Here is a 26,228-nt window from a genome sequence, read left to right on the forward strand (position 1 = left end):
CCAGCCTACTTTCCCGGAGCAGCTTTATTGCTTGCGTCTAGCTTTTGCTGCAGGGAAGCAAAACGCGGGTCGAGCGCGGCCGGAGTAGGAGTGTATGTTGCCTTCGGGGCATACGGCGCCCATTGCGTTCGCTCCGGAGGGGCGACGACAACGGGCGCCAGGAGGACCGTACCGCCCGTTCCCTGCAGGCTGTGCACGGCCGCTCGGGGCTCAAAGCTGCCGGGCAGGCACTCGGCGGGCACATACACCCGGTTCTTGGCCCGGGTTAAGGCAACGTAGAGCAGGTTGATTTCCTCAAAGACGCGGGCTCTAACCCCCGGCTCCGGGGGCTTGGCCGCGAATTCCTCTTCCAGCTTGTCAACGGTGGCCTGCGTGATAAAATCCGGGGTTAATTGCACTTGGTTGTATTCCAAACCTTTGCAGCGGTGCACCGTGGAGAAGTAGAGCTGCGCTTGGTCGCGGGCACCGTCGGCCACGTGCAGGCGCTTCAGCTCCTTGATGAGGTCGATGACGTCGTTGCCGTAGTCTTCCACAATAGTGATGAGCATCTGCAGCTGGCCGTCTTCGGTCTGCTCCGCGTAGTCAGCCAACTCCTCCAGATTGGCCATTTTGCGAATCAACGGGTCCTTGATGGCTTCACTCCTTCCGTTATAGAGCGCCAGTACATCCGTTAAGCTCGCTCCCTCCCCCGCGTAGGTGTAGGAATTGATGTTGCCCTCGAAGTACACCCGGCGCAGCTGCTGCCGGTGCTCCTTGACGTATTCTATGGCCTTGAGCAGCAGCCCCAAGTTTGTGCGCCCGATGACGGCCCGTGTGGCCCCCTCGACCAGGGATTCCGATGCGGCACCCGTCACCACGAGTTGTGGCCCCGCGCCAAGTTGCGTTTTCCAGCCCAGCACGTACGTGGCCAAGTCGGCGATGGGCGGCCCAAACCGGAAGCTGGTGCTGAGTTGAAGGCTGGGGTAGTCGGTTCGTTCCAGTGAATTGACCGCGTGCCGCCAGCCGTAAATCTGCTGGTGCGTATCCCCGACAATCACTTTGGTGGCCGGCTGCCGAAAGAAAATGTCCAGCATGGCCCCGGAGGCATCTTGGCCTTCGTCAAAGAGGATGACGTCGGCCGGCAGCACCGTGTGGCTGAGTTGAAATTTCTTCAGGTAGAAATCGTGCGTAATGGCAATTTCGCCACGGTCCATGCGAGCCAGCAACTCCCGGCAGCTGCGCTCAATGGTGGCGTAGTGCTTGCCCACAAATTCGCGGGCCTTGGGGTCGGCTATTGTGGCCAAATAATCGAGCCGCTGCACCTGCGCCTGGTCGCTGTTGCAGAAATAGGTCACGAACTTGGTAATGTGGTTGGCCAGCACGTATTCCTGGTGGCGCTCCTGGCCGGTACCCCGGGGCAGCTTGAGCATTTCAACCAACTCGTGCGCCCGGTAGCCCTTGTGGTTAAGCTGGTAGCGGCTGCCGCGCACCACGTACCGGTAGGCCAGCGAATGGGCCGTTTCTACCATAACGTTTGGCAGGCCGGCCGCCTGAAACTTGCGAATGGCTTCCTGCCGCACCGTTTTGTTAAAGGCCAGGTAGAGAATGCGGGCCGTTGCCGGTTGGGCGCGGGCGTATTCAACCATCGTTGTGGTTTTGCCGCTTCCAGCAACGGCATTTATTTTTAAATGGCCCCGGGAGGCCAAGATGGCAGACTGCTCAGCCGTAGGGGTCATTGCGATAAAAGTGGTTCCAGAGAACGGACGTTCTTGAGCTTAAAACCGTGCGTGGCTATTTCAGCGGTGATGGCCGCTGCTGCCGGAGCGGGAAGAGAATGAAGCACCCCTACTCCAGGTCCGCTCCCACTTTGTCGCCGGTGAGGCTGAAATGGTAGTGCCAGGCCTGCCATATCTCGGGCCTGGCTTCACTGCGGTGCATTGTTTCGGAGTCGATGGTGCGCATCTGCTCGTCAATGGTGCGCGCCGTCCAGATGCCATCGTCCAAGTTGGATTTATAGTAGTTGAGGAGCTTTTGCCGGTTGCGCTCAACGACAAATAGCCAGTCGTCTTCTCGGAAATAGCCCGTCCGCACGGTAAAGCGGTAGCTCTTGTCTACTTCCTCACTTTCCAGGAAGGGCCGCTCGTTATTGGTGAAGGGGTTATCCAGGACTCCACAGGCCTTGCCGCCTGCAAACCGGCGGGTTTGCTCGTACTGGCGGCTCCATACCTCGATAAGCTCGTCCGCTTGTTTTGGCGTGTACGGAGAGTAGTACGCCATGGCAGCGTGCTTGATTTCGGGCAGAAGCTTGCGCCACATACCATCCCGACGACAATGGGCCGCATAGAGCGCGGCCATCCAGTTTACTACCTGAGCTTTTACTTCGGCAAGGGTATAAGCTGCCAGCCATGCGTGCAACGGTTCAGGCATTTTCAGCACAAAGGGCACCCAGTTCGGCGACAACTCAAAGTCGGTCGGATTGGCAAAGAATTTCTCGGAGTGAACAGCCGCGTGCAGCGCTTCGAGCTGAGCCATACGCCGGGCATCGGTGATGAACAGGCTAATCTCTGATTTCTTCCTGCGGATAGCCTGAATATTGGCAACCCTGTCCAAAAACTGGGCTTTGCTCAGCTTGGCAAGTTGGGGAAGGTGACGATTAACGACAATGCCGGTGTAAGTCATAAGTGGAGTGAATAGAGGGACAATATCGGCATTAACCGCCTAAATAAGCCCACCTCTAACAATAGATTTTATAAGTCAAAAAGCGGCAATTGGACAGGTTTTGCTTATTCCTGTCGGGCCTAGGCATTCATTCGCTCCTACTAACTCCCCTACCCTTTTCACAGCGCATCTGGTGGCTATCGGCTAGGCTGGCCTGAACCCTGGAGCAGGCAGCGACGAAGGCGCGGCAGGTAGTTGAGCCACGATATTACGCCAGGGCTCATCGTGCCAAAAAACGGACGCAGCAACGACAGGGGCAGTTGGGGAAAAAAGGCGGAATGCCATAAAATGGGCACCTAATTTACTTGTATTTAATACGAATAAAAGTTGTATAAAGTGCAACTAATGGGTGGCTCTTTTCGTTTAATAAGTATAACAAACAAACGGATTAACAGCTATTTAGCTATGAAAAAGACCAGCAAGCCAGCCGCCAAGAAAGCCACCAAAGGTGCCACCACCCGCCCCGACGTGTACCAAATTGTAACGGACCGGATTATTTCGGCGCTGGAAGGGGGCATCATCCCCTGGCGCAAGCCGTGGAATGCGGTTTACGGCCTCCCGCGCAACTACGCCACTGGGCGGGTTTACAGCGGCATTAATCTGTTTCTGCTGCATTTCAGCGGTTCCTTGCCCTTTTTCATGACTTTCAAGCAGGCCCTGGCATTGGGCGGCAACGTGCGTAAAGGGTCCAAGGGCCACCAGGTTGTTTACTACAACATCAGCAAGCGCGAGAACAAAGAAACCGGCAAAGAGGAGAAAATACCCTTTTTGAAGTATTACACCGTGTTTTCGGTGGAAGATATCGAGGGCATCGAATTTGACCTCCCCAAAGTTCCCAAGCAGGAGTTTACCCCCAGCGAGGTAGCCGAAGGCATTGTCGAGGCGTGGGACGGCAAGCCTGCTATTCAGCACCTGCACCAGCGCGCTTACTACTCCCCTTCGCTTGACTTTGTGAACATGCCCAAGCCGGAGACCTTCACTACTTCGGAGGGCTACTATCAAACCCTTTTCCACGAGCTGACCCACAGCACCGGCCACAAATCCCGCCTTGACCGGGCAGACCTGACCGCCGGCGAGGGCAAGCAGAGCACCAGCTACGCCCGCGAGGAGTTGACCGCCGAAATGGGGGCCTCCTTCCTGAGTGCCGCCGCCGGCATTGCCACCGAGCAAACCGAAGAAAATGCGGTCGCCTACATCCAAAGCTGGTTGGAGCGTCTAAAGAATGACAAGCAGCTCGTGGTAAAAGCGGCCAGCAAGGCGCAAGCCGCGGCCCGGCTGATTCTAGAGACCACGGAGGAACCCGAAGGCGAGGAGCTGCAGCCCACGCCGGCCGCAGAAGCCAGGGCGGTTGCCGTAACCGGGACGGGTGAGCCCGCTGCAATCCTTGACGCCATCGACCGCGAATATTTAGCGGCTGAGCTGAGCTGGCTGCAACCGGTATGACCGGCCCGGCGGGGGTAGCAGCCCCTTGCTGCTACCCCCGCGCCTAGCTCTAGCTTTAACTCTCACTTTTTATAAGCCATGAAGCACGCTTTTTCAGCCAACGCTACCGAAAGCCGGCCAGTCGATGTACACTGCGGTTGGGACCGGACCTTGCAGCATCATTTTCTCACCGTATGCGAGGCTGGCCTGCTGCCTGAGGGCATCATTTACACTAGTTTGATAGAGCGTGGCGGCGGTTTGCCTGACGTGGACGCCGTAGCCGATAAGCTGGAGGCGTTGGGCATTGCGGCCCCGGAAGGCTTTTACGAGCGGATTTACCTAGATGAAGCCTTCAATGAGGGCAACGGACTTAAGCAGTGGTAGCTCCTCCTTCCCCATTCCAATGCCCATGCTATGAAAGCCAGCGAAGCCCCAACTATCCAAAGCCCGACGTGGAACCAGTACCGCAGCCAAGTAATTGCCGCAATTACCGACGTCGAGGTCTTGATGCAGCAGCTTGACAAAGGGATTAACAGCGAGGTACTGACTGAAGAGGTAGCTGAAAGACTCGGAATCGAGATTGACACACCGGACGCTTATTAAGTGCTGCTGAAGCTTGTAAAAGCTACCCGGCAAATTGCCTGCGAAAGCTTACGCCGCACCTGCGAGGACCAAAGAGGGCAGTTTTCCATCTTCCTCTAATCTCTATCACCAGCTCCCGAATGTCTGCTGAATACAAGGCCAAGCTGTGCAGTATGTTTCCTCTCATTGCAAACAAGCATTATGAAAAGACGCGGCAGGACCCATTCGGTGAAGGCTAATGGATAACTTAGGGCTAGCAAATCAGCCTGTTTACGATTCCTGCAAGTATGATTAATCTTGAAAAAAACTGGCAAGCTCTTAAAGATTTACTGTGGAGCCCTTTCCCAGACAAACAAGTCTACATTGATGACCTAGATAACCTGATGGTCATTAAGCGTGATGAGGGCCTGCTGGATGTTGTTGCATATGGCCATGTTACGGGAGACTATTTCTTCCAAGCTGGAGTTCTCAAGTTTGTTCTAGACGTAAAGCGTACCCGTGAAAGCAATGGATGGAATAGCGGGGCTCTGAAATTCATTTTGAATATTCCCTTAGCTAAAATGAAGTACCTGAGTTCTTTAAGAGCCTTTCCTGATGATGTAGAGTACTTCTATTTTGAACCTATCCGTTCTGGTCACAGTGCGCCCATTTTACAGGATTTGCATAAAGAGATTCAAGTCCTTGTTGACCGAAAGCAGCGCGCTAGAGAAAATAGAGCTGAAATGGATGCTACTGATACCGAAAGGGATATTATGAACGCGCTAAGGAATGGCAATGGGGAAATTTACGGATTGTGAGCCCCCTATTCCATTGCTGCTTATAACCTGCTTTACTTTTTCCCTACTGCCCCAAACACCAAGGGCAGCCCATATCAGGACTGCCCTTGTTTGTTCATTAAAACTCAACATCCTTCTTCGGACCAGCTTATAAACTCAGTTAGTTGGCCCCGGGTAACTTGCCCTGCTTGCGAAGGTGCGCCTCGTAGTGTCGGTGCGCGGCGTGGATGTAGCCGATGATGTTGGTCGGCATGTCCGGTCCTTTGGGAAGCTGCACGATAATCTTGCGAATCTCGGACCAAACTGCTTCGGAAATTCTTACCCCTTTCAGCTCTCCAGAGGGCTCTGCGTCTGCCGCGGCCGGCTTGCGGCCGCGAGGACGGCGCTCGACCGGGGCTGGCGCCGCCTGCGAAGCAGCGGGAGCCGTCGGCGTTGTCGCCGCGGCGGGCTGTTCAAGGGGAGTGGGTGGCGTTGGCTCTGGCGTCACGTGAACCGCAGGCGCAGGCTCGGGAAGAGGCGAGGGTTCAGGAGCTACGACCGCAGCGGGTGCGGTTACGGCCTCAGGTGGAGTGGGCGCAGGAGCTGCACTAGCTTTCTCTTCTGCCTCCAGCCGGGTTTGCTCCCCTCCCATCCCGGCCCGCGCTTCGGCGCGCAATGTCTCATCAACCGGGATGCGCTTACGGGGACCTTCGATTTTCGGCTTGACAAATGGGGACTTTGCCATTACTTGGTTTCGCTTGAGGTGATGGTGTCGCTTGAGGTGATGGTGTCGCTTGATTCTTCCAGTTCGGCCGCTACCTCATCGGCTTTGCGCCTGGGCAGGTCCAGCTTTTCTATCAATTCATCGCACACCCGCCGGATTTCCTCTGAGCTGTCCTTGGTGCCGCCGGCAAAGTTGCGGAAGGCTGGGGTCAGGAGGCTATGCAGCGTCGAAGCCCGGGTATAGGCCAGGCGGTGGCTCAAATATGATTGAAAGCGCGATAAGCCCAACTCGTCAATGTAGTCGTCCATCTCTTTTTCCTCTCGCCGCCCGGCAATCCGCTTCGTTGCCAGGCCGAAGTATTGGAAATCCACATCCGCCTTATCAGCGGCTTTTTTCAATGCCTCCAGGATACCCATGAATTCAGCCGTAGAGGCCCGGTCCAGGTAATCCGATACCAGCGGCACTATCACCGCGTCGCATCCCGTGAGCGCATTGAAAACGTCTTCTCCGTCGGCTCGGCCTGGAATGTCGATAATGATGAGGTCGTAATCATTCTCTGGGTTGTCGATGAAGTCGAAGATGCTCTTCAGCGCCATGGGGAACACGTCGTAAGGATAAGTAGCATCCGGGTCAGTTTCCTGCAGGATGGCTAGGCTAGGCTCGTCCAGCTGCTTACGGGTCTTCACGATGCTTTGCTGGTAGTCACAATCCAGGATTGCGATTTTCAATCCGTACTCGGTGGCCAAAGGAGCCGCAAGGACAAGCGCCAGAGTAGACTTGCCGGAGCCGCCCTTCTGGGTGGCGAAGCTGATGACTTTCGACATAGGGTAACTGTTTTAGGAGTGTTGGTGCGGTTACTTCAGCAGCTAAGGCTGGAGCCAAAGCAAATGTAGGTGGAATGTCGTAAAGTAGCCTTGTCGTAAAGTTAATAAGTTGCAAGAGCGTAAAGTTGTAATGTGTTAAACGCAACAAGTAGTAAATATTACTTGTGCACAAGTATTAATGTCGCAAAGTTGCAAAGTTGCAAAGTTGTAAAATTATAAAATCTCTAAAAATGGCTGCCTGCTCAGATAAGTAGTAAAGTCGTATTGTCGTAAAGTAGCAAGTTTAATGCAGGCTTTGACTCCGTTTAATCAATAACAGTAGTAAAGTCGTAAAGTAGTAATGATGTAAAGTAGTAAGCTGTCTAATGAACGGGTTACTCTACTTGAGTCAGGCTTGGTAGAGGTGTTGATGTCGTAAAGTCGTAATGTAGTAAAGTTGTAGGGATGCTAAACTAAGACCGTTATTAGGTCTGAGATAACGCTTTTTACAGGAAATAGCAGGGAGTCCATTCGGGGAATGAAGCGAGGAGGATAGTTAGTCGACATGCTGGGTAGTAGCAAAAGAGCCCAGTATGAAGCGAGGCCGAATATATAATCTAACCAAACCGCCCAGTCCCTACGTACCTAGGGTTCTGAAACAGTTCTGAAAAGATTCTAAAATGCTTCTTAAAGAGTGCATGTAATTTGCTTAGCAAGAAGAGTAGCACAAATACTCGGCTAAGCCATTGTATTCGTGCAACTTATGATTCAGCATAGCTGAATCTTGTAGGTTTTACTCTCTAACTCTCTGATTAGCAATGATAGAATAACCTACAAGGACTGGCCAAAGCTTGATATCCAGCCGATGCCCACCAACCCCGGAACGAAGAGTGTCAACCTCCCTGCCGATACCCACCACTTGCTAAGCAAAGAGGCTAAACGGCTACAGATAAGCCAAGCTGATTACACGGGTGCCGCCGTGCGCTACTTCGCCGAGCGAGGACTGCACCCGGTAGATGATGTAGCCCGTGAGGGGCAACTGATAATGCAGCAGGTAAAAAAGCTTGGAGACCGCGTGTTCGGCTACTTGCAGGAGGAGGAGCGGAGCTTACTGCTGCCAATGCTAGCGGAAATGCTGCGCAGCCGCGTGACCTTGGAGCGGGTGCTTCGCATGAATGAAATCCTGGTAAACAACCTGACGCAACAGCTCAGCAGCCTGAGCGAAGGCCAGCTAGATGAGCAGCGGGAAGGGCTTAAAAAGCTCCGGGCGCAGAACGAAGACATGATAGAGCGGCAAGTAAACGAAGCCGTAGCTACTGTCCAAAAGCAAGACCCAGGGAAGCTAAATGCCGAAGAGAAATCGGATACATCTGCCGCAACTCTCAGCCATTAAACGCTCATGTACGTCAAACTAATTAATCCTGCTACCCACGGAAAAGCTGCCTACAATAACAGCGGAAGCAGCGCACAAACCCTCAATTATTTGAAGCAGGAAGCTGGTCGGGATGGTGAGGAAGCCTCGTTTTTTAGTGCTGAACGGGACGGCCTCAGCGCTGCTGAACTGCGGCAAGAAATTGATTCCAATGTTAAAGGATTGCGGGCTGATGATGCCAAATTCTACTCCCTGGTGATAAGCCCAAGCGAGTCAGAACTGCGGCATATCGACAATGATGAAGTGAAGCTGAGGGACTACGCCCGGAAGGCGATGGAGCAGTACGTCGCCAATTTTCAACTGAAGGACGGGCGGCAGCTCGGCAGCCAGGACTTGGTGTGGGGAGCTACCATTCACCAGGAGCGCAGCTACCGAGGCACGGACCCGGAAGTGAGCACCGGCCAGGCCAAGATAGGAGAGCAGCGACCCGGCTTGCAGACCCACATTCACGTGATTGTGAGTGCCCGCGATGCGGAGCAGAAAATAACACTCAATCCCGGCGGACGCCGCAACCGCTTCGACCTGATGAAGTGGCAGGCAGCTGCGGGCGCCCAGTTTGAAAAGCAGTTTGGCTACACGGCCCAAGCCCATGAAAAGCTCCGGCCCAAGCAGCGCGACGTCAGCCATGATGCCGGCCGGGTAGCCAGGATTGGGGAGCGGGTGGCCACCCTCAACCTGCGCGTGATGAAGGAAGAGCGGCTGGACCCGCAGCGGGTCCAGCAGATTGCCCAGGGCCGCGAGTACGACAAAACGTTTTACCGCTCCCTGGCCACCGTCGAGCGGCGGGCACAGTTGGGACAGCCCATTGATAACGCTTACCACCTGTTGAGCACGGGCCGCGAGCGGCCGGAGCCCCAACACGCGGCAAGCACCTTGCTTCACGCCGTGCAGCAGGCCGTGCGCTCGAACACGGGACGCGAGGAAAAGACCGAGCACCTCCGTGCGAAGAGAGGCCGCGACAGCGCTGAGCTGGACATTGAAATGTAGCTGCCCGCTCCCGCAGTCACCATAATCTTACCCCCACTAATCCGCTTTTAACCTATGACCAGTCAAGTACCCCGGCCGGCGGCCGGTACCCAAGGCGCGGGCCTCATCCTTGTCCTGCTGCTGCTGGCCATTATCGGCGGCGACTACTACGTGCTCCTGCACGGCCCCGAGATTGCCGAGGCCCGCCGGGCGCAACTCATCCAAGCCGCGGGCATACCCGTGGACAGCTTGACACCCCGGGAGCGGCTGGCGGCTACCACGGCGCGCATTGCCGAGCGGCAGCGCCGGGCACGCATTGCTAAGGCCGAAGCTGCCGCCCGCCCGGTGATAGGGGAGAAGGCGGCGAGCGGCGCGGTGGCCCTGACGTACTCTACTGACCAAGCGCTTTTCAAGACCAATGCCGGAACCGATGCGCTGGCAAAAGCCGGCAGTGGTATGGGGGGCAAGCTGCTGGCAAAGGCTGCCCGATTCTACGGGACTGTCGGCATGTATTTGCGGGCACTCCTGCTGCTGGCCGGGCTGCTGCTCGTATTCGTGCAGAAAGCCCCTCAGCCGAGGCCTGGGAATGCCAGGCGCAGTGGCACCAACCGGCAGGCTCTGCGCGTCGTGGCGGGCCTGTGCGGGGCCTTGTTTCTGGTGGCTGGCTATGTTCTGCTGAATATGCACCACTACTCGCCGGGCTTTGTTGAATTCGGCTATCCGGGAGCGGCCGTTGCCGTGCTGGGCTGTGGGGGAGTAGTGGGCCTGCTGTGGGCCATGACTAAAAAGCCGGCCTTCGGCCTGAGCACCGAGCGCCGGAAGGTGGAAAGCCCGGATGCCGTGTATTTCCCCACGGCGGACGGGGGATGGATTACCGTCGTCAATCCCTACCGGGGCACCCTGGTGCTGGGCGGGGCGGGCGCGGGCAAAACCTACTCGATAGGCGAGCCGCTGATTGAGCAGTTTGCCTACAAGAACTTCGCCGGGCTGGTGTACGACTTCAAGTTTCCGGTGCTGGCCGAGGCGATGCAGAAAGCCCTGGTGCTGGCCGAGCGCCGCAAGGAGCGCGAGCAGCACCAGGCCGCCAGCTACGCGGCCAGCCTTCAGGGTAAGCTGCAGGCCCGGCTAACGGCCCTGTTCAACAAGCCCGAGCCCCAGCCGGCCGCGGAGCCGCCCGTGCGGCTGCACATCATCAACTTCCGGGACCTGACGCGCAGCGAGCGAGTGAACCCGCTGCGGCCGGCCGATATGCCGGTGGTGGCCTTCGCCGAGGAGTACAGCAAGGCCATCATCAACAACCTCAACCCGTCGAGCATTCGCAAGATGGAGTTCTTCGATACCAGCTCGGTGGCTTACCTGACCGGCATCATCTGGTTTTACAAAAAGCACTACCCACAGTACTGCACCATTCCCCACGTGGTGGCCACGGCCATGTACAAGGACTACACCCACGTCCTGAGCATGCTGGAAACCGATTTGGAGTGCGGCGACCAGGCTCGGAGCCTTATCTCGGCCGTGCAGACCCGGGCTGACAAGCAGGTAGGCGCGGTACTGGGCACCCTGCAGGTGAATCTGACCAAGATAAACAGCCCCGAGGTGGTGTGGGTGCTGACTCCGGACGAAGGAAACGGGGAAGGCTTTTCGTTGGACCTGAACGATAAACAGAGCCCTAAGCTGTTGTGCATCGGCAACGACCCGACGCTAAAGGATACCTTTTCGCCGGTCGTCAGCTGCGTGATTACGGTGGCCCTGAAGCTGATGAACCAGCAGCATAAGCACCGCAGCTACGTGTTTCTCGATGAGGCCGCGACCCTTTACGTGCCCGGTCTGGAGGTGATTCCGGCCACGGCCCGCAGTAACAAAGTGGCCATGGTGTACATGACCCAGGACCTGAGCCAGATGACGGACGCCTACGGCAAGGAGAAAATGCAGGTGATGGTGAGCAACCTCAACAACCAGTTTTTCGGCAAGGTGAACTCACTGGAAACGGCCAAGTTCATTTCCGAGCTGGTGGGCCGGGAGGACAAGCAGATGGTAAGCACGAGTACGGGCACGAGCCAGGGTGGCACCGGCACCCGCAACAATTCCACCAACCAGAGCACCAGCTACCAGGAGCGCAGCCTGGTGCGGGTGCAGGACACCATCGGCCTGCAGCAGGGCGAGTTCATCGGCCAGACCGTGGAAACCGGCAGCACCTTTTTCCAGGGCACCATTGCGCGGGCCGACGCTACACCGGAGCGGTTCCCGCTGCACCAGATGGTGAGTTTCGGCGGCCCCGATGAGGACCCGGCCAGCGCCCTCTCGCGCACGGTGCAGGAGAACTTTCTGCGGGTGCGCCAGGAAGTAAAAGAAACCTTGGCCAAGCATGTAAACACCTTAGCCGCAGGGACAAAAACGGAGGCCTAAAAACGCCCAGAAGCGACAAATAAGGCCGATTTAGTGTTGTAGTAGTACCACTTCTCATTTCTGAAAAGCCATGAACAAGACCTTCTTTGCGCCCGCTCCTGCTGGCCTTACTGCCGAAGAGCTAGCCGCCCGCCAGCAGCGGGAGCACGACAGCAACAACGCCATTGCCACGATGATGAGCAATGGCCCCGCGCCGAGCCCGGAGGCCCTGGCCCTAATGCAGCGCCACGTCGACGGTGAGCTGACGATAGAGCAGGTCATCGAGCTAACCGACGAGATGCTGAAGGCCCGCTACGCGGCTAAATCGGGAGCCGGCACGCCCACCAGCGATGCGCAGTAATGGCGGTGTTCAACGACGGGTTCAGCGACGAGCACGGCGTGCGGCTGAACAAGCTTGGGATTACGAACCCGGAAGACTTGGCGCAGGCTGAATCAGACTCTTCCATACCTCGTTTAAAGCTGCTCAACAATCAGGGCGGCATCCAAGGCGGGCAGTACGACCACGCGCACCTGAAGCAGGTGCACGAGCGGCTGTTCAGCGGCGTGTACCAGTGGGCCGGTGAAACCCGGGCCGACCGGGGGTTTCAGGGGCACAAGGATACCCGCGTGACGGGCTTCCGCGAAACCATGACGTACGCCCCCCACAAAGAAATCCCTGAGCGGCTGGATGCTATCGGGGCCCAGCTCAACCGCGAGAACAACCTGAAAGGCTTGTCGGCCGAGCAATTTGCCGAACGGGCGGCCTACTACCTCGACCAGTACAACCATGCCCACGCCTTCCGGGACGGCAACGGCCGGACCATCCAGGCCACATTCACCCAACTGGGCAAGGAAGCCGGCTACGATGTGGACTTTAACCGGGCCAGCCCCGAGATTCTAAACCGCAGCCGGGACCTGGCCATTGTGCGGCAGTACCCGCCCGCCGAGGCGGCGAAGAACCTGCAGCCGCTGAAAGAGATGTTTCAGCAAATCATTACGCCCACGGCCGGGGCGATAGGGGAGGGGCTGCGCGACCCGCGCCAGGCGGTAACGCCCACCCCGGAGCTAAGCCCGGCCATGAAGGCAATGGATGCCCGGCGGGAGCTGGAAGTGACCGGGTACCGCGTGGCCAGCGTGGTAGCCAATATGCCCGGACCCGGTAACCGGGAGCAAGGCATCCGGCTGGGGCTGCAGGTGGAAGCCGTGAACCTAGACCCCAAGGCCATTCAGGGTAAAAGCATCACGGAGTTTCAGCAGGCGGCGGACAAGGTGCTGAAGCACCCAGCCATGAAGGATACTCCGCTCGACCTGGCCGACGCCCAGCGCCTGAAAGCCGCTTCGGTGCAGGTGCTGCAGCTGGCGGAAGGCAAGGAGCTGGTGGCCCCGCGAGTACAGCGGCTGCCCGCGTCTTCGGTGGCAGCGGGCCTTGCCCAGTCCGCTCCCCATGCCCTCAGCACGCACGCCGAGGCCCAGCCCGTATTTGCCACTGCCGCCCGGGAGGTGGCCCAGGTCCTAGAGGCCCACGGCCAGGCCGCTGCCGGGGCCAGCCTGCGCGAGGTGGCGAAAGACGTAGCGCGCAATCCGGTGATTTTTGGGCCTAACGCGGAGAGTTTTCGCAGGTCCCTCGACGCGGCCGAAAAGGTGCCGGGGCTTGGCAGCAGCAAGCATCTGGAGGACCTGCGTAGCGCAGCCCAGGTGATGGCCACTGCTCCGGTTCAGGAGCGCGGCAGCTCCGGTATCGGCCGCATCAGCGGTGGTATCGAACGGTAAGCCTCGTACCTTGCTGCTATGCAGGACGACGAACTACGCTTTCTCGAAGAGCAACTGGCCGGCACCGAGCTACTAGCTTGCGTGGCGTGCGGGGAGGATACCTTGCACGCCCATTTGGAGGTGCTGGAAGTTTACCCCGTGGGAACGGAACTCCTGATGCACTGCACCCGCTGCCAAACCGAACGGAAGTGGATGGACTGGACGCCACCCACGCGACAGGAGCAAAGCAATTAAGCCAGTTGATTGCCAAGGCAGCTAGTCCTATCACGCGTGAGGATACCCTAACCATTAGCCTGGCTTATACCTTGCAATGGCTGAGCTAATGAGTTCAGCGAGTCCCCATCCTCGTATCAACCAGACTTTTACTAGAGCCTCAAGAAATGGACGAAGCGAACAGAAAGCTTGTAGCCGACCAGTTAACTACATTGTTAGGTGGTCGTGGCGATGTGCAAGCCTATATAAACCACTACGAGACGCAGCCTTCTCAAGGCATCTTGTTGGAAGGGACTTTAACCTTTCAGCAAGCTGAACTGCTAACTGAAGCTATAATTGTGCGCAGCGGCCGGCCGGGCTTACTCATTCAGAATGGTAGCTTTCAGCCAAGCGCTTCTTGGCCAGAATTAGCAGCAGTATCACCCATACTGATTCCCAGCTTTGCTTCAGTTGGACGTATTGAGATGGAGGTTGGAAATAATGTCTGGTCAATCGGTACGGGTTGGGTATATAACAACCACATTATTACCAACCGGCATGTGGCGGCGGAGTTCTTTCAACCTAGCCCGGTTCGAGCGGGTAAGTATGTGCCAAAATATCGAGATTCTGGCCGCCGCGAGACCAACGGTACCCCCGTTATTGCTCCACTCAAGGCCTACATTGATTTTGGGGGTGAGGCAGGTAGCAGCGAAAGTGAATCGAGACGATTTGAGTTGAAGGAACCTGTCTATCTGCCCGATGAGACAGCGGCCGACTTAGCAATTCTAACCGTGCATTCTCGCAGCGGTACAGGTGCCTCCTTACCTAGGTCGCTTACTTTGGCAACTACACCAATCACTGCACAGCAGCCAATAGCTGTTGTAGGTTATCCAGCCGAAATATCAGACCGCAATCCAGACCCTCAGCTGCTCCAAGCTTTTTTCCAAGGGCAAATAGGCGTGAAACGACTACAGCCAGGATATACCACGGCCGTGAGTTCCACTCAGGTCCAACACGACTGCACAACAACAGGGGGAAACTCTGGCTCCCCTTTGTTGGATATTCGGACTGGACATGTGGCAGGAATCCATTTTGGAGGGAATTTTATGGTAAATAACCGGGCAGTGCCAGTAACAGAGCTACGCAGAATATTGCAGGAACTTGGCTTGCTGTAGGCAGTACACGCTCAGAAAGCCCCGTGATGCCAAGCGGGGCTTTTTAGTGTTTATACTATTGTATATTATGCGAATATTTGTTGTATAAATTGCAACTAAGCAAAGCCGGCAATCGTTTCCTAATAAGAAGCAGAAACTCACTCTACAGGCTTAGTATTATGAAAAATACCATCTCACCCGCTGCCGCTACCCTTCCGGCTGAACCGCTCTTATTTAGTCTGCACAGTAGCCAGATACTGGCCGGCGACGAGCAGGGACAACCCTTTTGGAAGCCTCTGCCACCGCGTTTGTTTGTGCAGGTACAACCTGGGCAATCCGAGCGGACTTGTATCGTGGCCTTGTGCGGGACCACGGGCAAGCGTTTTCTTACCCATGCCTACGAGCACGGTCCTTTTCAGTTGGAAAATGGGCAGCGACTGCCTACTGTAAGCGCCCTTGGTGAGTACTTTGCCAGCCAGCACCAGGCCATGTTTCCAACTGAGGGAGCAGCCATGCTGCTAGGCGTAGACGGGAGCATTCAGGAAATTCGGCCCACAAAAGGCAAGACGTTCCAACTGCAGCAGATGTACGCGGCCCTTCGCTGTGACTACATCGACGTGCATCGCCCCCAGCACGGAGCGTATCGGGACTGGATTCTGGTGTTCGACGACGAAGGCAAATTCAAGGAGCGGCCCATAAACCCCCTAGCGACGGCTTTGTGGTACGAAACCTATCCGCTTGACTACTATTCGCCCGTCGACGTAGTTGCCGGCCCGGTGCTACTGATGAAGGCCGACATGATGAGGTAATACCCGCAGCATCCCGGTTGGCCAGTGGCCGGCCGGGATGTTTAGCAATGGGTCTTTTCAACTGCTGCTTGTAGTAAGTGCAACACCATTTTGTATATTGTGCATCGTATGGGCATGGCTGGTTGCTTCCCTACTGCCCCCTTTGCTGCTGACCTGCCGGCGCTAGAAACTGCCAAAGCCACCCTGGCAGCGGTGCTCAAGCATCCGGCTTTTTCGGCTGAGCGCCGGCAGAAGGCCGCGCAACTGCTAACTGCCGCTTCGGACGGGCAGCAGGTTTGCCGTTGGGTAATGCTGGCCCTGTTGGAGAGTGAGCGTTGGGAAGACGACGTCTTGGCCAAAGAAGAGTCACAGTCCGGACCGCCGGCTTTTCCAGCTTATCCCTACTAACTCTCCTCGCTGTGCGTAAACGCCACATTCAATCTGATTTCACACTTCATGCCTTCCGCTTTATTGGAAACGTTACTTAGCATTCCCAGGCTACAACAAACCCAGTCGTTTCCTTGTGTCGACGTCGGCGAGCAGCCGGCAAACTGCGCTTTGGCAACTCACCCAGCTAACCGCAGGGCCGTTGCGTCGAAACTGCCAGGATTTGGATTGGGTGCCATTGAGAATGCAGTGCTTCCCCATTGCGGCAGAAACTAACCTTGCCCATGACCCGCCATCAAATTTCTATTCAAGCTCAGGCAGCTACGGTTACGGCTAGTACCCTCGCGGAACTGCTGCAGCAAACCGGCACCAAGATTATGCAGTTCAGGGATGGATTGGATATCAACCACCGCACGGCGCAGCGCCGCATCAAGGAGCCGGAAACCCTTACCATCAAGGAACTGCTGGCTTTGGCTGCCTTGCTGAGAGTGCCAGAGCAACAGCTTGTTGAACTTATCCGCGACGAGTACCGCAGCCGTCCCACGCCGCCCGATGGAGAAAAGCCGGAGCCACTAGTTGAACCGGCTGAAAAAAGGCATTCCTCTCCCAACACGTCCGTTCCGAAGCGTGGGAAAAAGTGAGGTGGTGGGCGCTTTCTGACTGTTGGAAACTGAAGCTAACTCAATGATTAAGGGCTGTAAGAAAAAAGAGTGATCCTGCATCATGCGCTTGCAAGCCAACACGGCCTTTCCTATTCAGTTCAGGACGGGTTGTTCGCATTGGGTTCTGAATAGGCGGTGAGTTGCCCGTTTTCCATAATAGCCACGTAGCGCGACGCTGTACCTTGAATAACCAATAGTAGAAAGTCGGTAGTGCGGCCCTTGTTCTGATACTGGCGCCGAATCATTTCTCGGTCAGTGCCCGAGGGAGTAGGATGAGGTTCCGGGTGCGTATGCCATTCGCCCAGGTATACCATTTCCCCGCCGCTGTTGTAAAACTCGTAGTCTATGACAATTTGGGCCGAATAGACGTGTCGCTCGAAGTTATAGCGGGATGCTTTGTCGAGTGGGGTAGGTACTGACAGCCGCATTATCTGGATTTCGTCCCCAATAAGTTTGCCCATAATTACCCCACCGGCCTCGGGCTGTTTTTTGCCCCGTTGGGTGAAGCGGTCCAGGATGCCCAGGGCTCCCACATGAAAGGCAATGGTGTGCTTACCAATTTGGTAGCGCATGGCGGAGCTAAAGTTTCGTTTTGAACAAATCACCTTCGGTCATGCCGCTAGCAAAAGCCGACTTGGTAAGGCCCTGCTGGAGCATGGCTTCCTCGTTGCCCAACCAGGTGAAAGCCCAGGCGTCCGAGGAAGGGGCCCGTAATAAACGCCACAATTCTGGAAGAATACGGCTTAGAAACAGCGTTACATATTCCTGCGAGTAAGGCACGTAGCTGGTCTGGCAGCCGGCTTCTTTCAACAGCATTCGGTTACTGGGTTTGCGATACTCGCTGGTGGCCACCACGTTATAAGTGTAATATCCTTCCTCGAATAATGCGCTGTAATTGACCGTGTGGCCGGGAGGAAAGTAAAGAAAATGGCCGCCGGCCAGGTACGGTTCAACCCACAAGATGAATATGGGCCGGGTTAGTATGCCTTGGGCCTGCAACTCGACCAGATGCTGCTCGACGGCGCTACGGCCAATGGCAAGTATAATGGCGTCACACTCGTTGAGGTAGGCCGGGTCCTGATGGGCCACTTGCGAGATGGAATCTTCGCGAATGGTGACGCGGCGCAACGGCTGTTGCAGTTCCAGGTAGCGCTGCAGCCCTGCCGCTTTGCCGGAATTCACGTAATCCATGCCGAGCAGGTGGCGGGGAATGTTTTCCAAAGCCAGTCTTTCGGGGTCCACCAACCGCATTTCCTGCAGCGGAAAAGATGCTAAGTAGTGCAGCAGGTTGGACCCGATACTGCCCAGCCCCGCCAGCAGGAGGGTGTATTCCTTGGCTGGGGCCTCCCCAGCCGTGCGTTGGGTAAGCCGCTGCGTGGTTAGCGTATCGAAGCTGAGGCGCAGCACCGGCCGGGGGCGGTCGAAGCTGGTCAGCACCTCGACCACGGAAAGCGTGCCGGACCGGAACCCCTTCCGGTTCAATTGGGGTAGTGCGTGCTGCCAGCCAAAGTAGCGCACCTGGCCCGCCAGCAGTTTATGAAATACGACCAGGGGTGCCGTTGTAGCCCCTTTCAAGTACTGCTGCAGGGCTGCACATTGATTTGAAAAGTGCTGCTGAACCAGCGCCAACGCCGTGCCGTTGCCCAGTTCAAACGGCGGCTCAACGTCTCCTAGTTCGCCTAAATGAAAGGCCGGCCGGGGTTCCGTGGCAATGCCGTGGCGCTGCAGCATTTCCTGAAACAATGTTGTGGCCGCATCTGCGGCCGGCAACACCAGTGTAAAGCCGCCAAATGGCTTTGCTAACTGCAGCAGCGAACAGGGCCCGGGGGGCAACGCCGTGGCCGCTAACGAAAGGCCGCTTGCGACTTCGTCCTTTTTCGAGTACCGGTTTTCCCAATAGGCAATAAATTCCTGCTGGAAATCGGCCGCGTTGGTGCCCGCCAGGCCTTCCTCAATCAGGCGCCGGGCCTGGGCCACGCAGGCGCGCACGATGCCGCCCGGGTCCGCCGGGTTGACGCTGACGGTTTCGGGGTCGTAGGTGCATACTAAACCCGCAGTGTCCACGTGGGGCAAGTAGCGCAGCCGCTCGTAATACGCCCGTTCCAGATAGATGGTGGGCAGCACCAACGGAAAGTCCGCCGGCAGCCCCACCAGCAATTGCAGCGGCCGCACCTGTCCGTCGGGACCGAATACTTCTGAGTCCAGCACCCAGACTTCCGCAAACTCTTTAAGCTTGCGTAAGCTGATTTCTCCTGGACTCAGAACCCGGCAGCAACTGAACTGCTGCAACTGCGTGAACGCCTGCTGCCGGGCCTGTGCAAAGTCTATCATCTAGGCGCTTTTCGCATTCTCCGTAATGATGGCCGGGGCGCCGAAGGCCCGGGCACCGGTGTCTTTGTCCTCGGCGAGGCGGCAGGGAAAACGCGGGCCCAAGTGGGTTTGCCATTTTCCGCAGGCTGTTTTCTGGTTCGTCTCGTTCACCGCCTGCTTGGCGGCTTCCAGAAAGGCGTCGAGCCGCCCGAGGAAGTAGTCCTTGTGTTTGTAGTCATCGAGCAAGTTTTCTCCCGCCGGCACCGTGGGCCGCTTGCATTCAAAGGCGATGGTAAGCGTGTCGCGGATGGCTTGCAGTGTGTCGCGCAAGGCAATGTCGTCGCGCTCGTTGTAGCGGGCATTTTCCGCGGCCCAGATAGTCATTACCATGCCGATGGGCATCTTGCGGGTGCCAGACTGGTCGTTTTGGTAGTCGGCCCAGGCTTTGAGGTACCGCACCAAGCTGCGCAGCTGCTCGTGGGCATCGGCTTGGTCGGTGAACCACGTCACGAATTCGCGCGGGTCGCTGTCGAGCCAGCTCTTGGCTTTGTGGGCGAGCTGTGGCACGGCGTCTTCGTCGCCTTTCACCAAAAAGTAGATGGGCAAGTCGATGTTGTGCCCATCGTGGTAAATCACCCGAATGCAGGTGTTTTTGTCCACCGGCGGGGTATCGGTATGGCCGTCCACCGCATCCCAAATCCAGTTGTGGTACGTCTGAACCGATTTTCGGTCGGACTCCTTGCCAATGAAGTACACGCCGTCGTCCACGTCGTACTTGTACTTCGTCACTTCTTCCTCGTCCTCGATGACAACCTTGGGAATGGGATTGATGGCGATGCCCATCATGAACGAGCCTTGCCCATGGAACTTGGGCTTAATCTCGCCCGGCTTTTCTTCCTTGAAATATGTCTTGATGCGCCGACGCAGCGCTTTACGGGACTTTTTTAGGCTTTTGCGCCGGGAATCGTGGAGGATAATTTCCTCATCAAAGACTTTGAAAATGGAGTCGCAGTTGGCCATAAATCAGTGGGTTTTGTAGTGCTTGGGGTAGGTAAAGAAGTGAGCGACGTCGGGATTATTCCGGAATAAGTAGCCTTGGTCATTTCCCTTACCAGACAGTAAATTCAACGCTGCGGGCGTAGCTACATCAAGCTGCACTTGGCTGGCTTGTTCATGCGATACATCTGGGCACGGGATGCGTAGGTATTTCACATTTACATCGTTCACCTCATTCATGCGTGACATGAAGTAGTCGGTGAATAGGCTCTGGCCCGTCATAGAGGTTTCAAAGAGTGAGTCACGCCAACCGAAAAACGAACGGAAGCGGTCTTTGCCAGCCTTCTCACCACCGGTTAAAGTGAGGCTGCTTACGGACAAAATGCTGAGTTTTTGAAATTGCTTACCGTTACCCACGAAGTATCTCAGGGCCTCTACAAAGCCAACCAATGTTGGATTATTAGCCCAGACGCCCCCATCTATAAATTGCTTATTATCGTAGTTGGCATTTTCGGCAACAGGGAAGTAGGTCGGGGCTGCACTGGTAGCCAATGCTACATCTACATACCTCGCTTTATTGTCCCGGCTCAACTGCCCTTCTTTGTGGTCAAACTTGAATATGTAAGGACGAGCTTCGGTGACGGTATAAGAAGGAATGCACAGCAGATTATGACTTTCGCCAAGCACCTGGTCTCCGAATACCTGATTCAAAGCATGCTTCAATGGCTCATCACTGAACTTGCCACCCCAGAGGATTTGCCTGAAGCCACTGATTAACCGGTGGCTCCTTTTGCCCCATCCAGCTCGTGGAAAGATTTTGGGTCCTTCTTCGCGATAAAATCGGCAGATGTCAGCCGCCGAGATTTTAAGCGATAAAGCTAATGCGATTATGCCACCGGTGGATGTGCCACATAGCATATCGAAGTGGTCAGAAATCTTGCAATTGTATTGCTCTTCCAGGTGCTGCAAGATGGTGGCTGAATAGAGCCCTTTGATGCCGCCGCCGTCAATGCACAAGACTTTAAACGTCTTTTCGCTTGCCTCCATTTAAGTAGTAGTTATGCCATGAGCAGTAAGTAAGGCCGCCGCACCAAGCGGGGGCCGAAGAAGAAATTCATTACCCTGAACAGACCGAATAATTCCTTTTCAAAATGCAATATCCGGCGAGTCTGTTTAGCAATTCGACTTTGCTAAAAATGGTTCAGCTTCTTTTGGAATAAATTTACTGCTAAAGCTCTGTGATAAGGGTAGTGCTTGACAACGAGCCACTTTGAACATGAGGTTCTTGCTTATTCAGTTAGCAAAAGTGAGGTGCCTCCACTGATAGGGGCATCAATGAATCATATTACTAAGGGGTCACCTTGGCTCTTGTGGCCGAGCAACTCCCATTCGGACGTGGGCCGCTGGGCTAGTTGAAAAGGGGCAGTTGGGAAAAACTACGCACTTGGGGCGCATTCGACTGGCGCTAGGCCTTCTGGAGCAGGGCGTATGGCGGACAATTTATTGCGCTTTATGCAATTAAAAATTGTAAATAATGCAACTATTTCAGGGCCGTCTGCGTTTAGCAAGTATAAGAAACGAACAGTAAAACAGCCCTCAGCCATGTTCTACGACGCTTTTGAACTCGCCCCGGGAGAAGTTCCTGCTGACCGGTATGACCCGGCTGATGAGGACCAGCAGCCAAGCCCCGCGCCCGCAACCGACGACTTGGCCGAGTGGGAGGTTAACCCCTGGTTTTAGTCAAGCTTTTCGCAGCCTCATTTCCTCCCTACAGCCCCCTTATATGAAGACCTTCCGCCCTGCCCGCCGCATTCCCGCCGACCGATTGGCCGTGATGCGCGCCAAATCCGCCGCCATCGCCCAGGCCCGCGAAGACGCCTACCAGCAATCCCTTGCCCCGGTTGAGGAATTTGCCGCAGCGCCCCGCCTGACCATGCTTCCCGGTGGGTTGCATTGGTCAGCCCAGCAGCCGGTGCCAGCGGTGGGAACCCAAGTGGACGTGTACCAGAGTGGCCGGCGCGACGTGGTGAAGGTCCTAGGATATTGCCACGCGGCCGGCTTTCTAGGCCTTGTGACCGAGCCGTACCATCCCGGCAGTAGCCGGGCCCGCAAGATGCATCCCCGCGCCCGCTGCGTGTTCGGCAGCCAATTAGTCCAAGCGGCTTAGCTCCCAGTTATTCTCACTTCATTCCTGCGCTATGATGATTTCTCCCGTCCCCGTCCCGGAGCAGCCTAAAATCTGCTCTTCCCAGTGGCTCAACTCCCTAACTCCGTGCCCGCAGTGGGTAGGTTACCCAACCCACTTGAGCTTGCCAATAGACCTGGAGTGGTCGGGTACTACGGCAGTGCCGCCCATTGGCTCCCGCGTTCATATCTACATGAATGGCTTTGGCGCGGCCGAGGTGAAGGCTTATTTCCATGCCGACGGGTACCTGGGGGTAATCTGCCAGCCGGATGAAATGCCGGATTGGTACCAGAAACAAGCTCCAGGCGTTACGCTCGGTCACTTCTTTGGCCGCGAGTTAGAGCCACGCCAGCGTACGCCGGCCCCTGCAGCAGCGGCCGTAACCGCAGCTCTAGCGGTGCCGCCGAGCGAGTTGGCCCGCGTGTCGGACCGGCCAGACGACGCGCACGCGGCCTGTGGCAACGACCCAGGCCTTCAACAGGCCGACGACTGGATTCCGGATTATCCGGAGGACAACCAAGACGGCGCGGAGTACCCGGAATATCCCGGGGACGAGCAGCGCGATTACCCTAGCGACGACCCGCAGGACGAGGAGCGGGAAGCATTGGGCGACCTCTACCAGAGTCAGTTCGAGGACTAAGCTTGCTGGTGGTGCCTGACCAGTCCGCTCCCTTATCCACCTTTAGCCAATATCCCATGTTGCCCAACCTCGCAGCCATTGAAACCCGCGCCGGTCGCATAGCCCTCGGAGCCAAAGTGAAGAGCACGCGCTACCCCGTGCAAGGCCTTGTAACCGCCATTGTGTGGGCTGGTTACTTTTACGCTATTCAGGTCGACAACCGCCACAGCGACGATGCGGCTCATTACGAGTTGCTTTCCCCGCCCACCCCCCAAGGTTTTAACTTCGTCAACCCGTTCAGCCAGCGGGTCACCAGCGGCACCTTTGAGGTCCTGTTGCCCGGTGAGGGCGACCGCATCTATTTTGCCGATGATGCCCACCAAGCCGTTGCCCTGCTTGCTGCCGCCATCGGGCTAAAGAATCCGCAGCAATGGGTTGATTACCTGACGCAGCGTGCCGCCGCAGGCCCGGTAAACGAACTGCGTTGGCGCGGGGAAGCGGTGGGCAGCATCGTCGGCCAGCTAGCCTATGTGAGCACCCGCCAGGAGCGAGCTGCGCCCCTGTTTGCCATCGGTCAGCTGGTGACGTTTTACAACGGGCACGCGCCAAATTCCGTGAGCGGCATTGCCTTGTACAAAGACCGTAGAAACTACGGCAAAACGGTGTGGCACTATTTCAACGCCGAGGCCCACCATGGGCACCACCCCATGAGCGAGGCCCACACCGCGGCCGCGCCAGCGCAGCCATCCCCCCAGACGGCCACGAAGCCGGCATCAGCTACGCCATTGGTCCCCGCCGAGCCAACGCAGTTCAGCGAAGCCATGCAACTCATCCTTGCCAGCCAAGCCGCAACGGTGCATGATGTGGCCCAGCAGATGAAGGCCACGCCCCGGAAAGCGGCCAAGTTGCTCAAGGAAATGCAGGAGCTTTATGGCCCTGCCCCGACGCTGCTGCACCTTGCGCTATTTAGTGGAGCGGCTGATTTGATAGAGATGATTACGGCGCTCCGAAAGCCTGGCGCACCGCTGAAGGCCTCCAGCGGGTAGCCGGCAAAGGCTAGGTTTCACATGCTTCTACTGGAATGCTTCGCGTTGTTTAGCCACGAACTGCTCACAAGCTGCCTGAAACTCCCGGGAGTATTCCTGGCCATTCAGCCGGGCGGCTTCTTCCCGCAACACATCGAAGCTGCTTTGCTCCTCGGTTAGGCTATCCAGTACCCAGGCCAGACCAACCAGCCGGGTCAAGGTGCGGGCATATTCGGCGGGGTCCTCCCGCAGATGAGCAAACGCCGGGTCTGGCTCGTGAAACACCACCTGCTCTAATTCCCACGCGATATCCCGGGCCTCTGAGGTCTGAACAACGTCTGTCCAATTGACGGAGGGAAGCTTGTTGATGTATTCCTGGATTTCCTCCGGGGTGTGTTGCGCATCGAATTCTGCGCGAGCGGCGCTGTTATAGGCCCGAAGCTCTTCCATGTATTCTTCCAGGGAATCCCCGGGCTGGTACACCGGGCGGCTCGGAACCTCCACTGCTTCCGGTCCCTCTTCGGCATCAAAAAGCAGGGGCTCGGGCCAGGAGCTAAGCATGGCGGCGGGCTCGGGAGCTTCGTGCTCGCTGGACAGGAGCCGCTTGGTTAACGTGCCAAATGGTTTGTCTTCGTACTCGAAGTAGGGGGTACCTTTGGCTTGAAACGCCCGCCAGAAGCCCAGTAGAAACTCGTTGCTGATGGTGCCGTGCTGAAAAAGCGAGTAAATGCCAGGGTCGCGCAGGATTCGCTCGAAGGCCGCTTGGTCACCACCCGGCGCCGTCCGGGTAATGAGGACGCCGGCGGCCTCGTATTCCTCGCGGGTCTTAATTTCGCAAATGTTCAGGTATTCCCAGCAGTGTTCATCCAGTTCATCGAAAGGGATGGGCTCCTGATAGTTCATGTTGGCCCGGATGTAGGCATCCAGCACGCTGCCTTCCGCCGCTGCCCGCAGGTACAGCAATTCCGCCGCTGGTGTGCCAATCTGCTCGGGATTAGGGGTCGGCATGGGCAATAATTCGGTGATGGAAATTTTAAGAATTTGCGCAATCTGAGCCGCCCGCTTGACTGTGAGCTCGGTTTGTTCCCGCTCCAACTTGCTGTAGGCGGACCGCGTGATGCAAAGCCCTGCGGCGAGCTGAGCTTGCGATTTGCGCGCCCGGCGGCGTAGGTCCCGCAGAGGAGTAAAGAGCGTTGACATGAGGTGGAGCAGAATGAGTAAACAAAACTATTCGGGGCCCTGCGGGATGAAAAATTAGGGTCCAAAAAGTCGCACGAATCCATAGCGTTACCTTCGAGGGATGCATCCGGCTCCCCAGGAAAGCATGAAAGAAGTTCAGCTATCAGACCTACCACTACTCTCAACCGCTCGTCCGTATGTCATTCATCACGATTCCCCGAATCTGCCCTCTTACTCACCTTTCGTACAATGCAGGCTATGGGGACTGTTTTGTGGACCACTTGCCCAGTAACCCATTGCTCATCCAATACCGGTTTGCGCCCATTGGGGAAGCACACATTAGTCTGCCCACGTGGGTTGGATTAACCGACGGCGTACTACACGGGAATGGCAAGCCGCATTTCGCGTTGGCCGGTCTGTGCCGGGAAGCGGCTGAGCGTGGCCAGGCGGCGCCCACACTGACCGCGGACCTGCTGCGCCAACCGCCAACCGACCTGCCCTACACATTTGAGGAACGAGCGGACCGCTTGTTGCAGGTGCTCTACGACGCCGGGGGCCGGGAACATAAACCACGGGACCTTGAAATTCACCGCGATTTTCCGCTGGCCTACGCGCCAGGCCACGCGGAGTTCCAACGGTTGTTGGAACGGTTGGTGAGCGATGGCCTGCTTACGTTCGATAAACCCGACGACCAGCCCAACGAGTGGATTGACGGCATCCGAACCCGCTATTTTGGGGTACTGCCGACCGCGTTGGGACGGCGCCGGATTGAGCAGCGCGGTCAACAGACGGTGTTGCCGGAGTTGGTGCGCCAAGTGCCCCCTTCCTTCGACGTACAAGTCAGCGTGAAGATTCAACACGCCAAGGTGCTTTTCTTTAAAGAGAACGCCACGCTGGAGGAAATGCGCTCGGCCTGTGTGACGCTTTGCAACGTGCTGGAACCCCTGCGGACGGATGCCAAGCAGGTGCCCTTCCCGCAGTTTTCAAAAGACGTCGAAGCGTTTTTTGGCCTTGTCAACCAATTCGAAATCCGGCACAACAAGGAGCAAACCAAGCGCCTTGAATTTCCTGAACAGTTTGAGTATGTATTTTATGGGTTGCTGAACCTTATTAACACGTACTATAAATTTCAGCAGCGGGCCCGAAAGAATACCGCACAACAGGAGTAACTTAAGAGTAAAGAGGCCCCGCATCC

General features: G+C 56.6%; 27 protein-coding genes. 19 read left to right on the forward strand and 8 right to left on the reverse strand.

The window, feature by feature from the left end; all coding sequences use genetic code 11:
- Window positions 1–5: 5 nt before the first annotated feature.
- Both ABD919_RS18815 and ABD919_RS18820 read right to left on the reverse strand, forming a co-directional pair.
- Complete coding sequence (locus ABD919_RS18815) at window positions 6–1,715, reverse strand: UvrD-helicase domain-containing protein (protein ID WP_345237603.1); 1,710 nt, start codon at window positions 1,713–1,715, stop codon at window positions 6–8.
- 109 nt (window positions 1,716–1,824) lie between these two features.
- On the reverse strand, window positions 1,825–2,658 hold the full coding sequence (locus tag ABD919_RS18820) for a hypothetical protein (protein ID WP_345237604.1): 834 nt from the start codon (window positions 2,656–2,658) through the stop codon (window positions 1,825–1,827).
- A 444-nt stretch (window positions 2,659–3,102) separates the two neighbouring features.
- Between ABD919_RS18820 and ABD919_RS18825 the strand changes: the two genes are divergently transcribed.
- From ABD919_RS18825 to ABD919_RS18840, 4 genes are all read left to right on the forward strand, one after another.
- Complete coding sequence (locus ABD919_RS18825; RefSeq protein WP_345237606.1) at window positions 3,103–4,140, forward strand: ArdC family protein; 1,038 nt, start codon at window positions 3,103–3,105, stop codon at window positions 4,138–4,140.
- 78 nt (window positions 4,141–4,218) lie between these two features.
- A complete protein-coding gene (locus ABD919_RS18830) occupies window positions 4,219–4,503 on the forward strand; it encodes a hypothetical protein (RefSeq protein WP_345237607.1) in 285 nt (94 codons plus the stop codon).
- A 30-nt stretch (window positions 4,504–4,533) separates the two neighbouring features.
- Window positions 4,534–4,722 carry a hypothetical protein gene (locus ABD919_RS18835; RefSeq protein ID WP_345237608.1) on the forward strand — a complete coding sequence of 63 codons (189 nt, stop codon included), beginning with the start codon at window positions 4,534–4,536 and terminating at the stop codon, window positions 4,720–4,722.
- A gap of 266 nt (window positions 4,723–4,988) precedes the next feature.
- A complete protein-coding gene (locus ABD919_RS18840; RefSeq protein ID WP_345237609.1) occupies window positions 4,989–5,498 on the forward strand; it encodes a hypothetical protein in 510 nt (169 codons plus the stop codon).
- 702 nt (window positions 5,499–6,200) lie between these two features.
- On the opposite strand, the gene ABD919_RS18845 is transcribed toward ABD919_RS18840, so the two are convergent.
- Entirely contained in the window at window positions 6,201–7,004 is an 804-nt protein-coding gene (locus tag ABD919_RS18845; protein WP_345237610.1) for a ParA family protein, read from the reverse strand.
- Window positions 7,005–7,848: 844 nt separating this feature from the next.
- Here ABD919_RS18845 and ABD919_RS18850 point away from each other — a divergent pair.
- The 10 genes from ABD919_RS18850 (at window position 7,849) to ABD919_RS18895 (ending at window position 16,698) form a co-directional block, all read left to right on the forward strand.
- Window positions 7,849–8,376: a BfmA/BtgA family mobilization protein gene (locus ABD919_RS18850; protein WP_345237611.1), complete on the forward strand. Its 528-nt coding sequence runs from the start codon at window positions 7,849–7,851 to the stop codon at window positions 8,374–8,376.
- A gap of 6 nt (window positions 8,377–8,382) precedes the next feature.
- A complete protein-coding gene (locus tag ABD919_RS18855; RefSeq protein WP_345237613.1) occupies window positions 8,383–9,402 on the forward strand; it encodes a DUF5712 family protein in 1,020 nt (339 codons plus the stop codon).
- Window positions 9,403–9,456: 54 nt separating this feature from the next.
- The gene (locus tag ABD919_RS18860) at window positions 9,457–11,787 is read left to right on the forward strand and encodes a TraM recognition domain-containing protein (protein WP_345237614.1); all 2,331 of its coding nucleotides are present in this window, start codon (window positions 9,457–9,459) and stop codon (window positions 11,785–11,787) included.
- Between the two features lie 70 nt (window positions 11,788–11,857).
- Complete coding sequence (locus ABD919_RS18865) at window positions 11,858–12,127, forward strand: antitoxin VbhA family protein (RefSeq protein WP_345237615.1); 270 nt, start codon at window positions 11,858–11,860, stop codon at window positions 12,125–12,127.
- Entirely contained in the window at window positions 12,127–13,536 is a 1,410-nt protein-coding gene (locus ABD919_RS18870; protein ID WP_345237616.1) for a Fic/DOC family protein, read from the forward strand. The genes ABD919_RS18865 and ABD919_RS18870 overlap by 1 nt, the downstream gene beginning before the upstream one ends.
- A gap of 18 nt (window positions 13,537–13,554) precedes the next feature.
- Window positions 13,555–13,770, forward strand: coding sequence for a hypothetical protein (locus ABD919_RS18875; RefSeq protein ID WP_345237617.1), 216 nt, complete (start codon window positions 13,555–13,557; stop codon window positions 13,768–13,770).
- A 146-nt stretch (window positions 13,771–13,916) separates the two neighbouring features.
- Complete coding sequence (locus tag ABD919_RS18880) at window positions 13,917–14,903, forward strand: trypsin-like serine peptidase (RefSeq protein WP_345237618.1); 987 nt, start codon at window positions 13,917–13,919, stop codon at window positions 14,901–14,903.
- Between the two features lie 158 nt (window positions 14,904–15,061).
- Window positions 15,062–15,691 (forward strand): DUF3846 domain-containing protein, encoded by a 630-nt coding sequence (locus ABD919_RS18885; RefSeq protein ID WP_345237619.1) that lies wholly within the window; start codon window positions 15,062–15,064, stop codon window positions 15,689–15,691.
- A 90-nt stretch (window positions 15,692–15,781) separates the two neighbouring features.
- Entirely contained in the window at window positions 15,782–16,078 is a 297-nt protein-coding gene (locus ABD919_RS18890) for a hypothetical protein (protein ID WP_345237620.1), read from the forward strand.
- A gap of 263 nt (window positions 16,079–16,341) precedes the next feature.
- Complete coding sequence (locus ABD919_RS18895) at window positions 16,342–16,698, forward strand: hypothetical protein (protein ID WP_345237621.1); 357 nt, start codon at window positions 16,342–16,344, stop codon at window positions 16,696–16,698.
- A 119-nt stretch (window positions 16,699–16,817) separates the two neighbouring features.
- Here ABD919_RS18895 and ABD919_RS18900 read toward each other — a convergent pair whose 3' ends face one another.
- From ABD919_RS18900 to ABD919_RS18915, 4 genes are read right to left on the reverse strand one after another with little or no spacing between them, the layout of a single operon-like run.
- The gene (locus ABD919_RS18900) at window positions 16,818–17,291 is read right to left on the reverse strand and encodes a Mov34/MPN/PAD-1 family protein (RefSeq protein ID WP_345237622.1); all 474 of its coding nucleotides are present in this window, start codon (window positions 17,289–17,291) and stop codon (window positions 16,818–16,820) included.
- A gap of 7 nt (window positions 17,292–17,298) precedes the next feature.
- On the reverse strand, window positions 17,299–19,050 hold the full coding sequence (locus ABD919_RS18905) for an E2/UBC family protein (RefSeq protein WP_345237623.1): 1,752 nt from the start codon (window positions 19,048–19,050) through the stop codon (window positions 17,299–17,301).
- Window positions 19,051–20,049 carry a CBASS cGAMP synthase gene (locus tag ABD919_RS18910; RefSeq protein ID WP_345237624.1) on the reverse strand — a complete coding sequence of 333 codons (999 nt, stop codon included), beginning with the start codon at window positions 20,047–20,049 and terminating at the stop codon, window positions 19,051–19,053.
- Between the two features lie 3 nt (window positions 20,050–20,052).
- Window positions 20,053–21,072: a CBASS cGAMP-activated phospholipase gene (locus ABD919_RS18915; protein WP_345237625.1), complete on the reverse strand. Its 1,020-nt coding sequence runs from the start codon at window positions 21,070–21,072 to the stop codon at window positions 20,053–20,055.
- A gap of 555 nt (window positions 21,073–21,627) precedes the next feature.
- On the opposite strand from ABD919_RS18915, the gene ABD919_RS18920 reads away from it, so the two are divergent.
- From ABD919_RS18920 to ABD919_RS18935, 4 genes are all read left to right on the forward strand, one after another.
- On the forward strand, window positions 21,628–21,765 hold the full coding sequence (locus ABD919_RS18920) for a hypothetical protein (protein WP_345237626.1): 138 nt from the start codon (window positions 21,628–21,630) through the stop codon (window positions 21,763–21,765).
- 43 nt (window positions 21,766–21,808) lie between these two features.
- Complete coding sequence (locus tag ABD919_RS18925; protein WP_345237627.1) at window positions 21,809–22,192, forward strand: hypothetical protein; 384 nt, start codon at window positions 21,809–21,811, stop codon at window positions 22,190–22,192.
- A gap of 136 nt (window positions 22,193–22,328) precedes the next feature.
- Complete coding sequence (locus ABD919_RS18930) at window positions 22,329–22,850, forward strand: hypothetical protein (protein ID WP_345237628.1); 522 nt, start codon at window positions 22,329–22,331, stop codon at window positions 22,848–22,850.
- Window positions 22,851–22,906: 56 nt separating this feature from the next.
- Window positions 22,907–23,875: a hypothetical protein gene (locus tag ABD919_RS18935; protein WP_345237629.1), complete on the forward strand. Its 969-nt coding sequence runs from the start codon at window positions 22,907–22,909 to the stop codon at window positions 23,873–23,875.
- Window positions 23,876–23,902: 27 nt separating this feature from the next.
- On the opposite strand, the gene ABD919_RS18940 is transcribed toward ABD919_RS18935, so the two are convergent.
- Window positions 23,903–25,054, reverse strand: coding sequence for a helix-turn-helix domain-containing protein (locus ABD919_RS18940; RefSeq protein ID WP_345237630.1), 1,152 nt, complete (start codon window positions 25,052–25,054; stop codon window positions 23,903–23,905).
- A 176-nt stretch (window positions 25,055–25,230) separates the two neighbouring features.
- Between ABD919_RS18940 and ABD919_RS18945 the strand changes: the two genes are divergently transcribed.
- Complete coding sequence (locus tag ABD919_RS18945; RefSeq protein ID WP_345237631.1) at window positions 25,231–26,202, forward strand: hypothetical protein; 972 nt, start codon at window positions 25,231–25,233, stop codon at window positions 26,200–26,202.
- Window positions 26,203–26,228: the final 26 nt, after the last annotated feature.

The organism is Hymenobacter saemangeumensis (genome assembly GCF_039541835.1).
Classification (GTDB): Bacteria; Bacteroidota; Bacteroidia; order Cytophagales; family Hymenobacteraceae; genus Hymenobacter; species Hymenobacter saemangeumensis.

Excerpts from the sequence above, each read along its gene's own strand:
- ABD919_RS18815 (WP_345237603.1), bottom strand. The coding sequence starts at position 1,715 with ATGACCCCTACGGCTGAGCAGTCTGCCATCTTGGCCTCCCGGGGCCAT.
- ABD919_RS18820 (WP_345237604.1), bottom strand. The coding sequence starts at position 2,658 with ATGACTTACACCGGCATTGTCGTTAATCGTCACCTTCCCCAACTTGCC.
- ABD919_RS18825 (WP_345237606.1), top strand. The coding sequence starts at position 3,103 with ATGAAAAAGACCAGCAAGCCAGCCGCCAAGAAAGCCACCAAAGGTGCC.
- ABD919_RS18830 (WP_345237607.1), top strand. The coding sequence starts at position 4,219 with ATGAAGCACGCTTTTTCAGCCAACGCTACCGAAAGCCGGCCAGTCGAT.
- ABD919_RS18835 (WP_345237608.1), top strand. The coding sequence starts at position 4,534 with ATGAAAGCCAGCGAAGCCCCAACTATCCAAAGCCCGACGTGGAACCAG.
- ABD919_RS18840 (WP_345237609.1), top strand. The coding sequence starts at position 4,989 with ATGATTAATCTTGAAAAAAACTGGCAAGCTCTTAAAGATTTACTGTGG.
- ABD919_RS18845 (WP_345237610.1), bottom strand. The coding sequence starts at position 7,004 with ATGTCGAAAGTCATCAGCTTCGCCACCCAGAAGGGCGGCTCCGGCAAG.
- ABD919_RS18850 (WP_345237611.1), top strand. The coding sequence starts at position 7,849 with ATGCCCACCAACCCCGGAACGAAGAGTGTCAACCTCCCTGCCGATACC.
- ABD919_RS18855 (WP_345237613.1), top strand. The coding sequence starts at position 8,383 with ATGTACGTCAAACTAATTAATCCTGCTACCCACGGAAAAGCTGCCTAC.
- ABD919_RS18860 (WP_345237614.1), top strand. The coding sequence starts at position 9,457 with ATGACCAGTCAAGTACCCCGGCCGGCGGCCGGTACCCAAGGCGCGGGC.
- ABD919_RS18865 (WP_345237615.1), top strand. The coding sequence starts at position 11,858 with ATGAACAAGACCTTCTTTGCGCCCGCTCCTGCTGGCCTTACTGCCGAA.
- ABD919_RS18870 (WP_345237616.1), top strand. The coding sequence starts at position 12,127 with ATGGCGGTGTTCAACGACGGGTTCAGCGACGAGCACGGCGTGCGGCTG.
- ABD919_RS18875 (WP_345237617.1), top strand. The coding sequence starts at position 13,555 with ATGCAGGACGACGAACTACGCTTTCTCGAAGAGCAACTGGCCGGCACC.
- ABD919_RS18880 (WP_345237618.1), top strand. The coding sequence starts at position 13,917 with ATGGACGAAGCGAACAGAAAGCTTGTAGCCGACCAGTTAACTACATTG.
- ABD919_RS18885 (WP_345237619.1), top strand. The coding sequence starts at position 15,062 with ATGAAAAATACCATCTCACCCGCTGCCGCTACCCTTCCGGCTGAACCG.
- ABD919_RS18895 (WP_345237621.1), top strand. The coding sequence starts at position 16,342 with ATGACCCGCCATCAAATTTCTATTCAAGCTCAGGCAGCTACGGTTACG.
- ABD919_RS18900 (WP_345237622.1), bottom strand. The coding sequence starts at position 17,291 with ATGCGCTACCAAATTGGTAAGCACACCATTGCCTTTCATGTGGGAGCC.
- ABD919_RS18905 (WP_345237623.1), bottom strand. The coding sequence starts at position 19,050 with ATGATAGACTTTGCACAGGCCCGGCAGCAGGCGTTCACGCAGTTGCAG.
- ABD919_RS18910 (WP_345237624.1), bottom strand. The coding sequence starts at position 20,049 with ATGGCCAACTGCGACTCCATTTTCAAAGTCTTTGATGAGGAAATTATC.
- ABD919_RS18915 (WP_345237625.1), bottom strand. The coding sequence starts at position 21,072 with ATGGAGGCAAGCGAAAAGACGTTTAAAGTCTTGTGCATTGACGGCGGC.
- ABD919_RS18920 (WP_345237626.1), top strand. The coding sequence starts at position 21,628 with ATGTTCTACGACGCTTTTGAACTCGCCCCGGGAGAAGTTCCTGCTGAC.
- ABD919_RS18925 (WP_345237627.1), top strand. The coding sequence starts at position 21,809 with ATGAAGACCTTCCGCCCTGCCCGCCGCATTCCCGCCGACCGATTGGCC.
- ABD919_RS18935 (WP_345237629.1), top strand. The coding sequence starts at position 22,907 with ATGTTGCCCAACCTCGCAGCCATTGAAACCCGCGCCGGTCGCATAGCC.
- ABD919_RS18940 (WP_345237630.1), bottom strand. The coding sequence starts at position 25,054 with ATGTCAACGCTCTTTACTCCTCTGCGGGACCTACGCCGCCGGGCGCGC.
- ABD919_RS18945 (WP_345237631.1), top strand. The coding sequence starts at position 25,231 with ATGTCATTCATCACGATTCCCCGAATCTGCCCTCTTACTCACCTTTCG.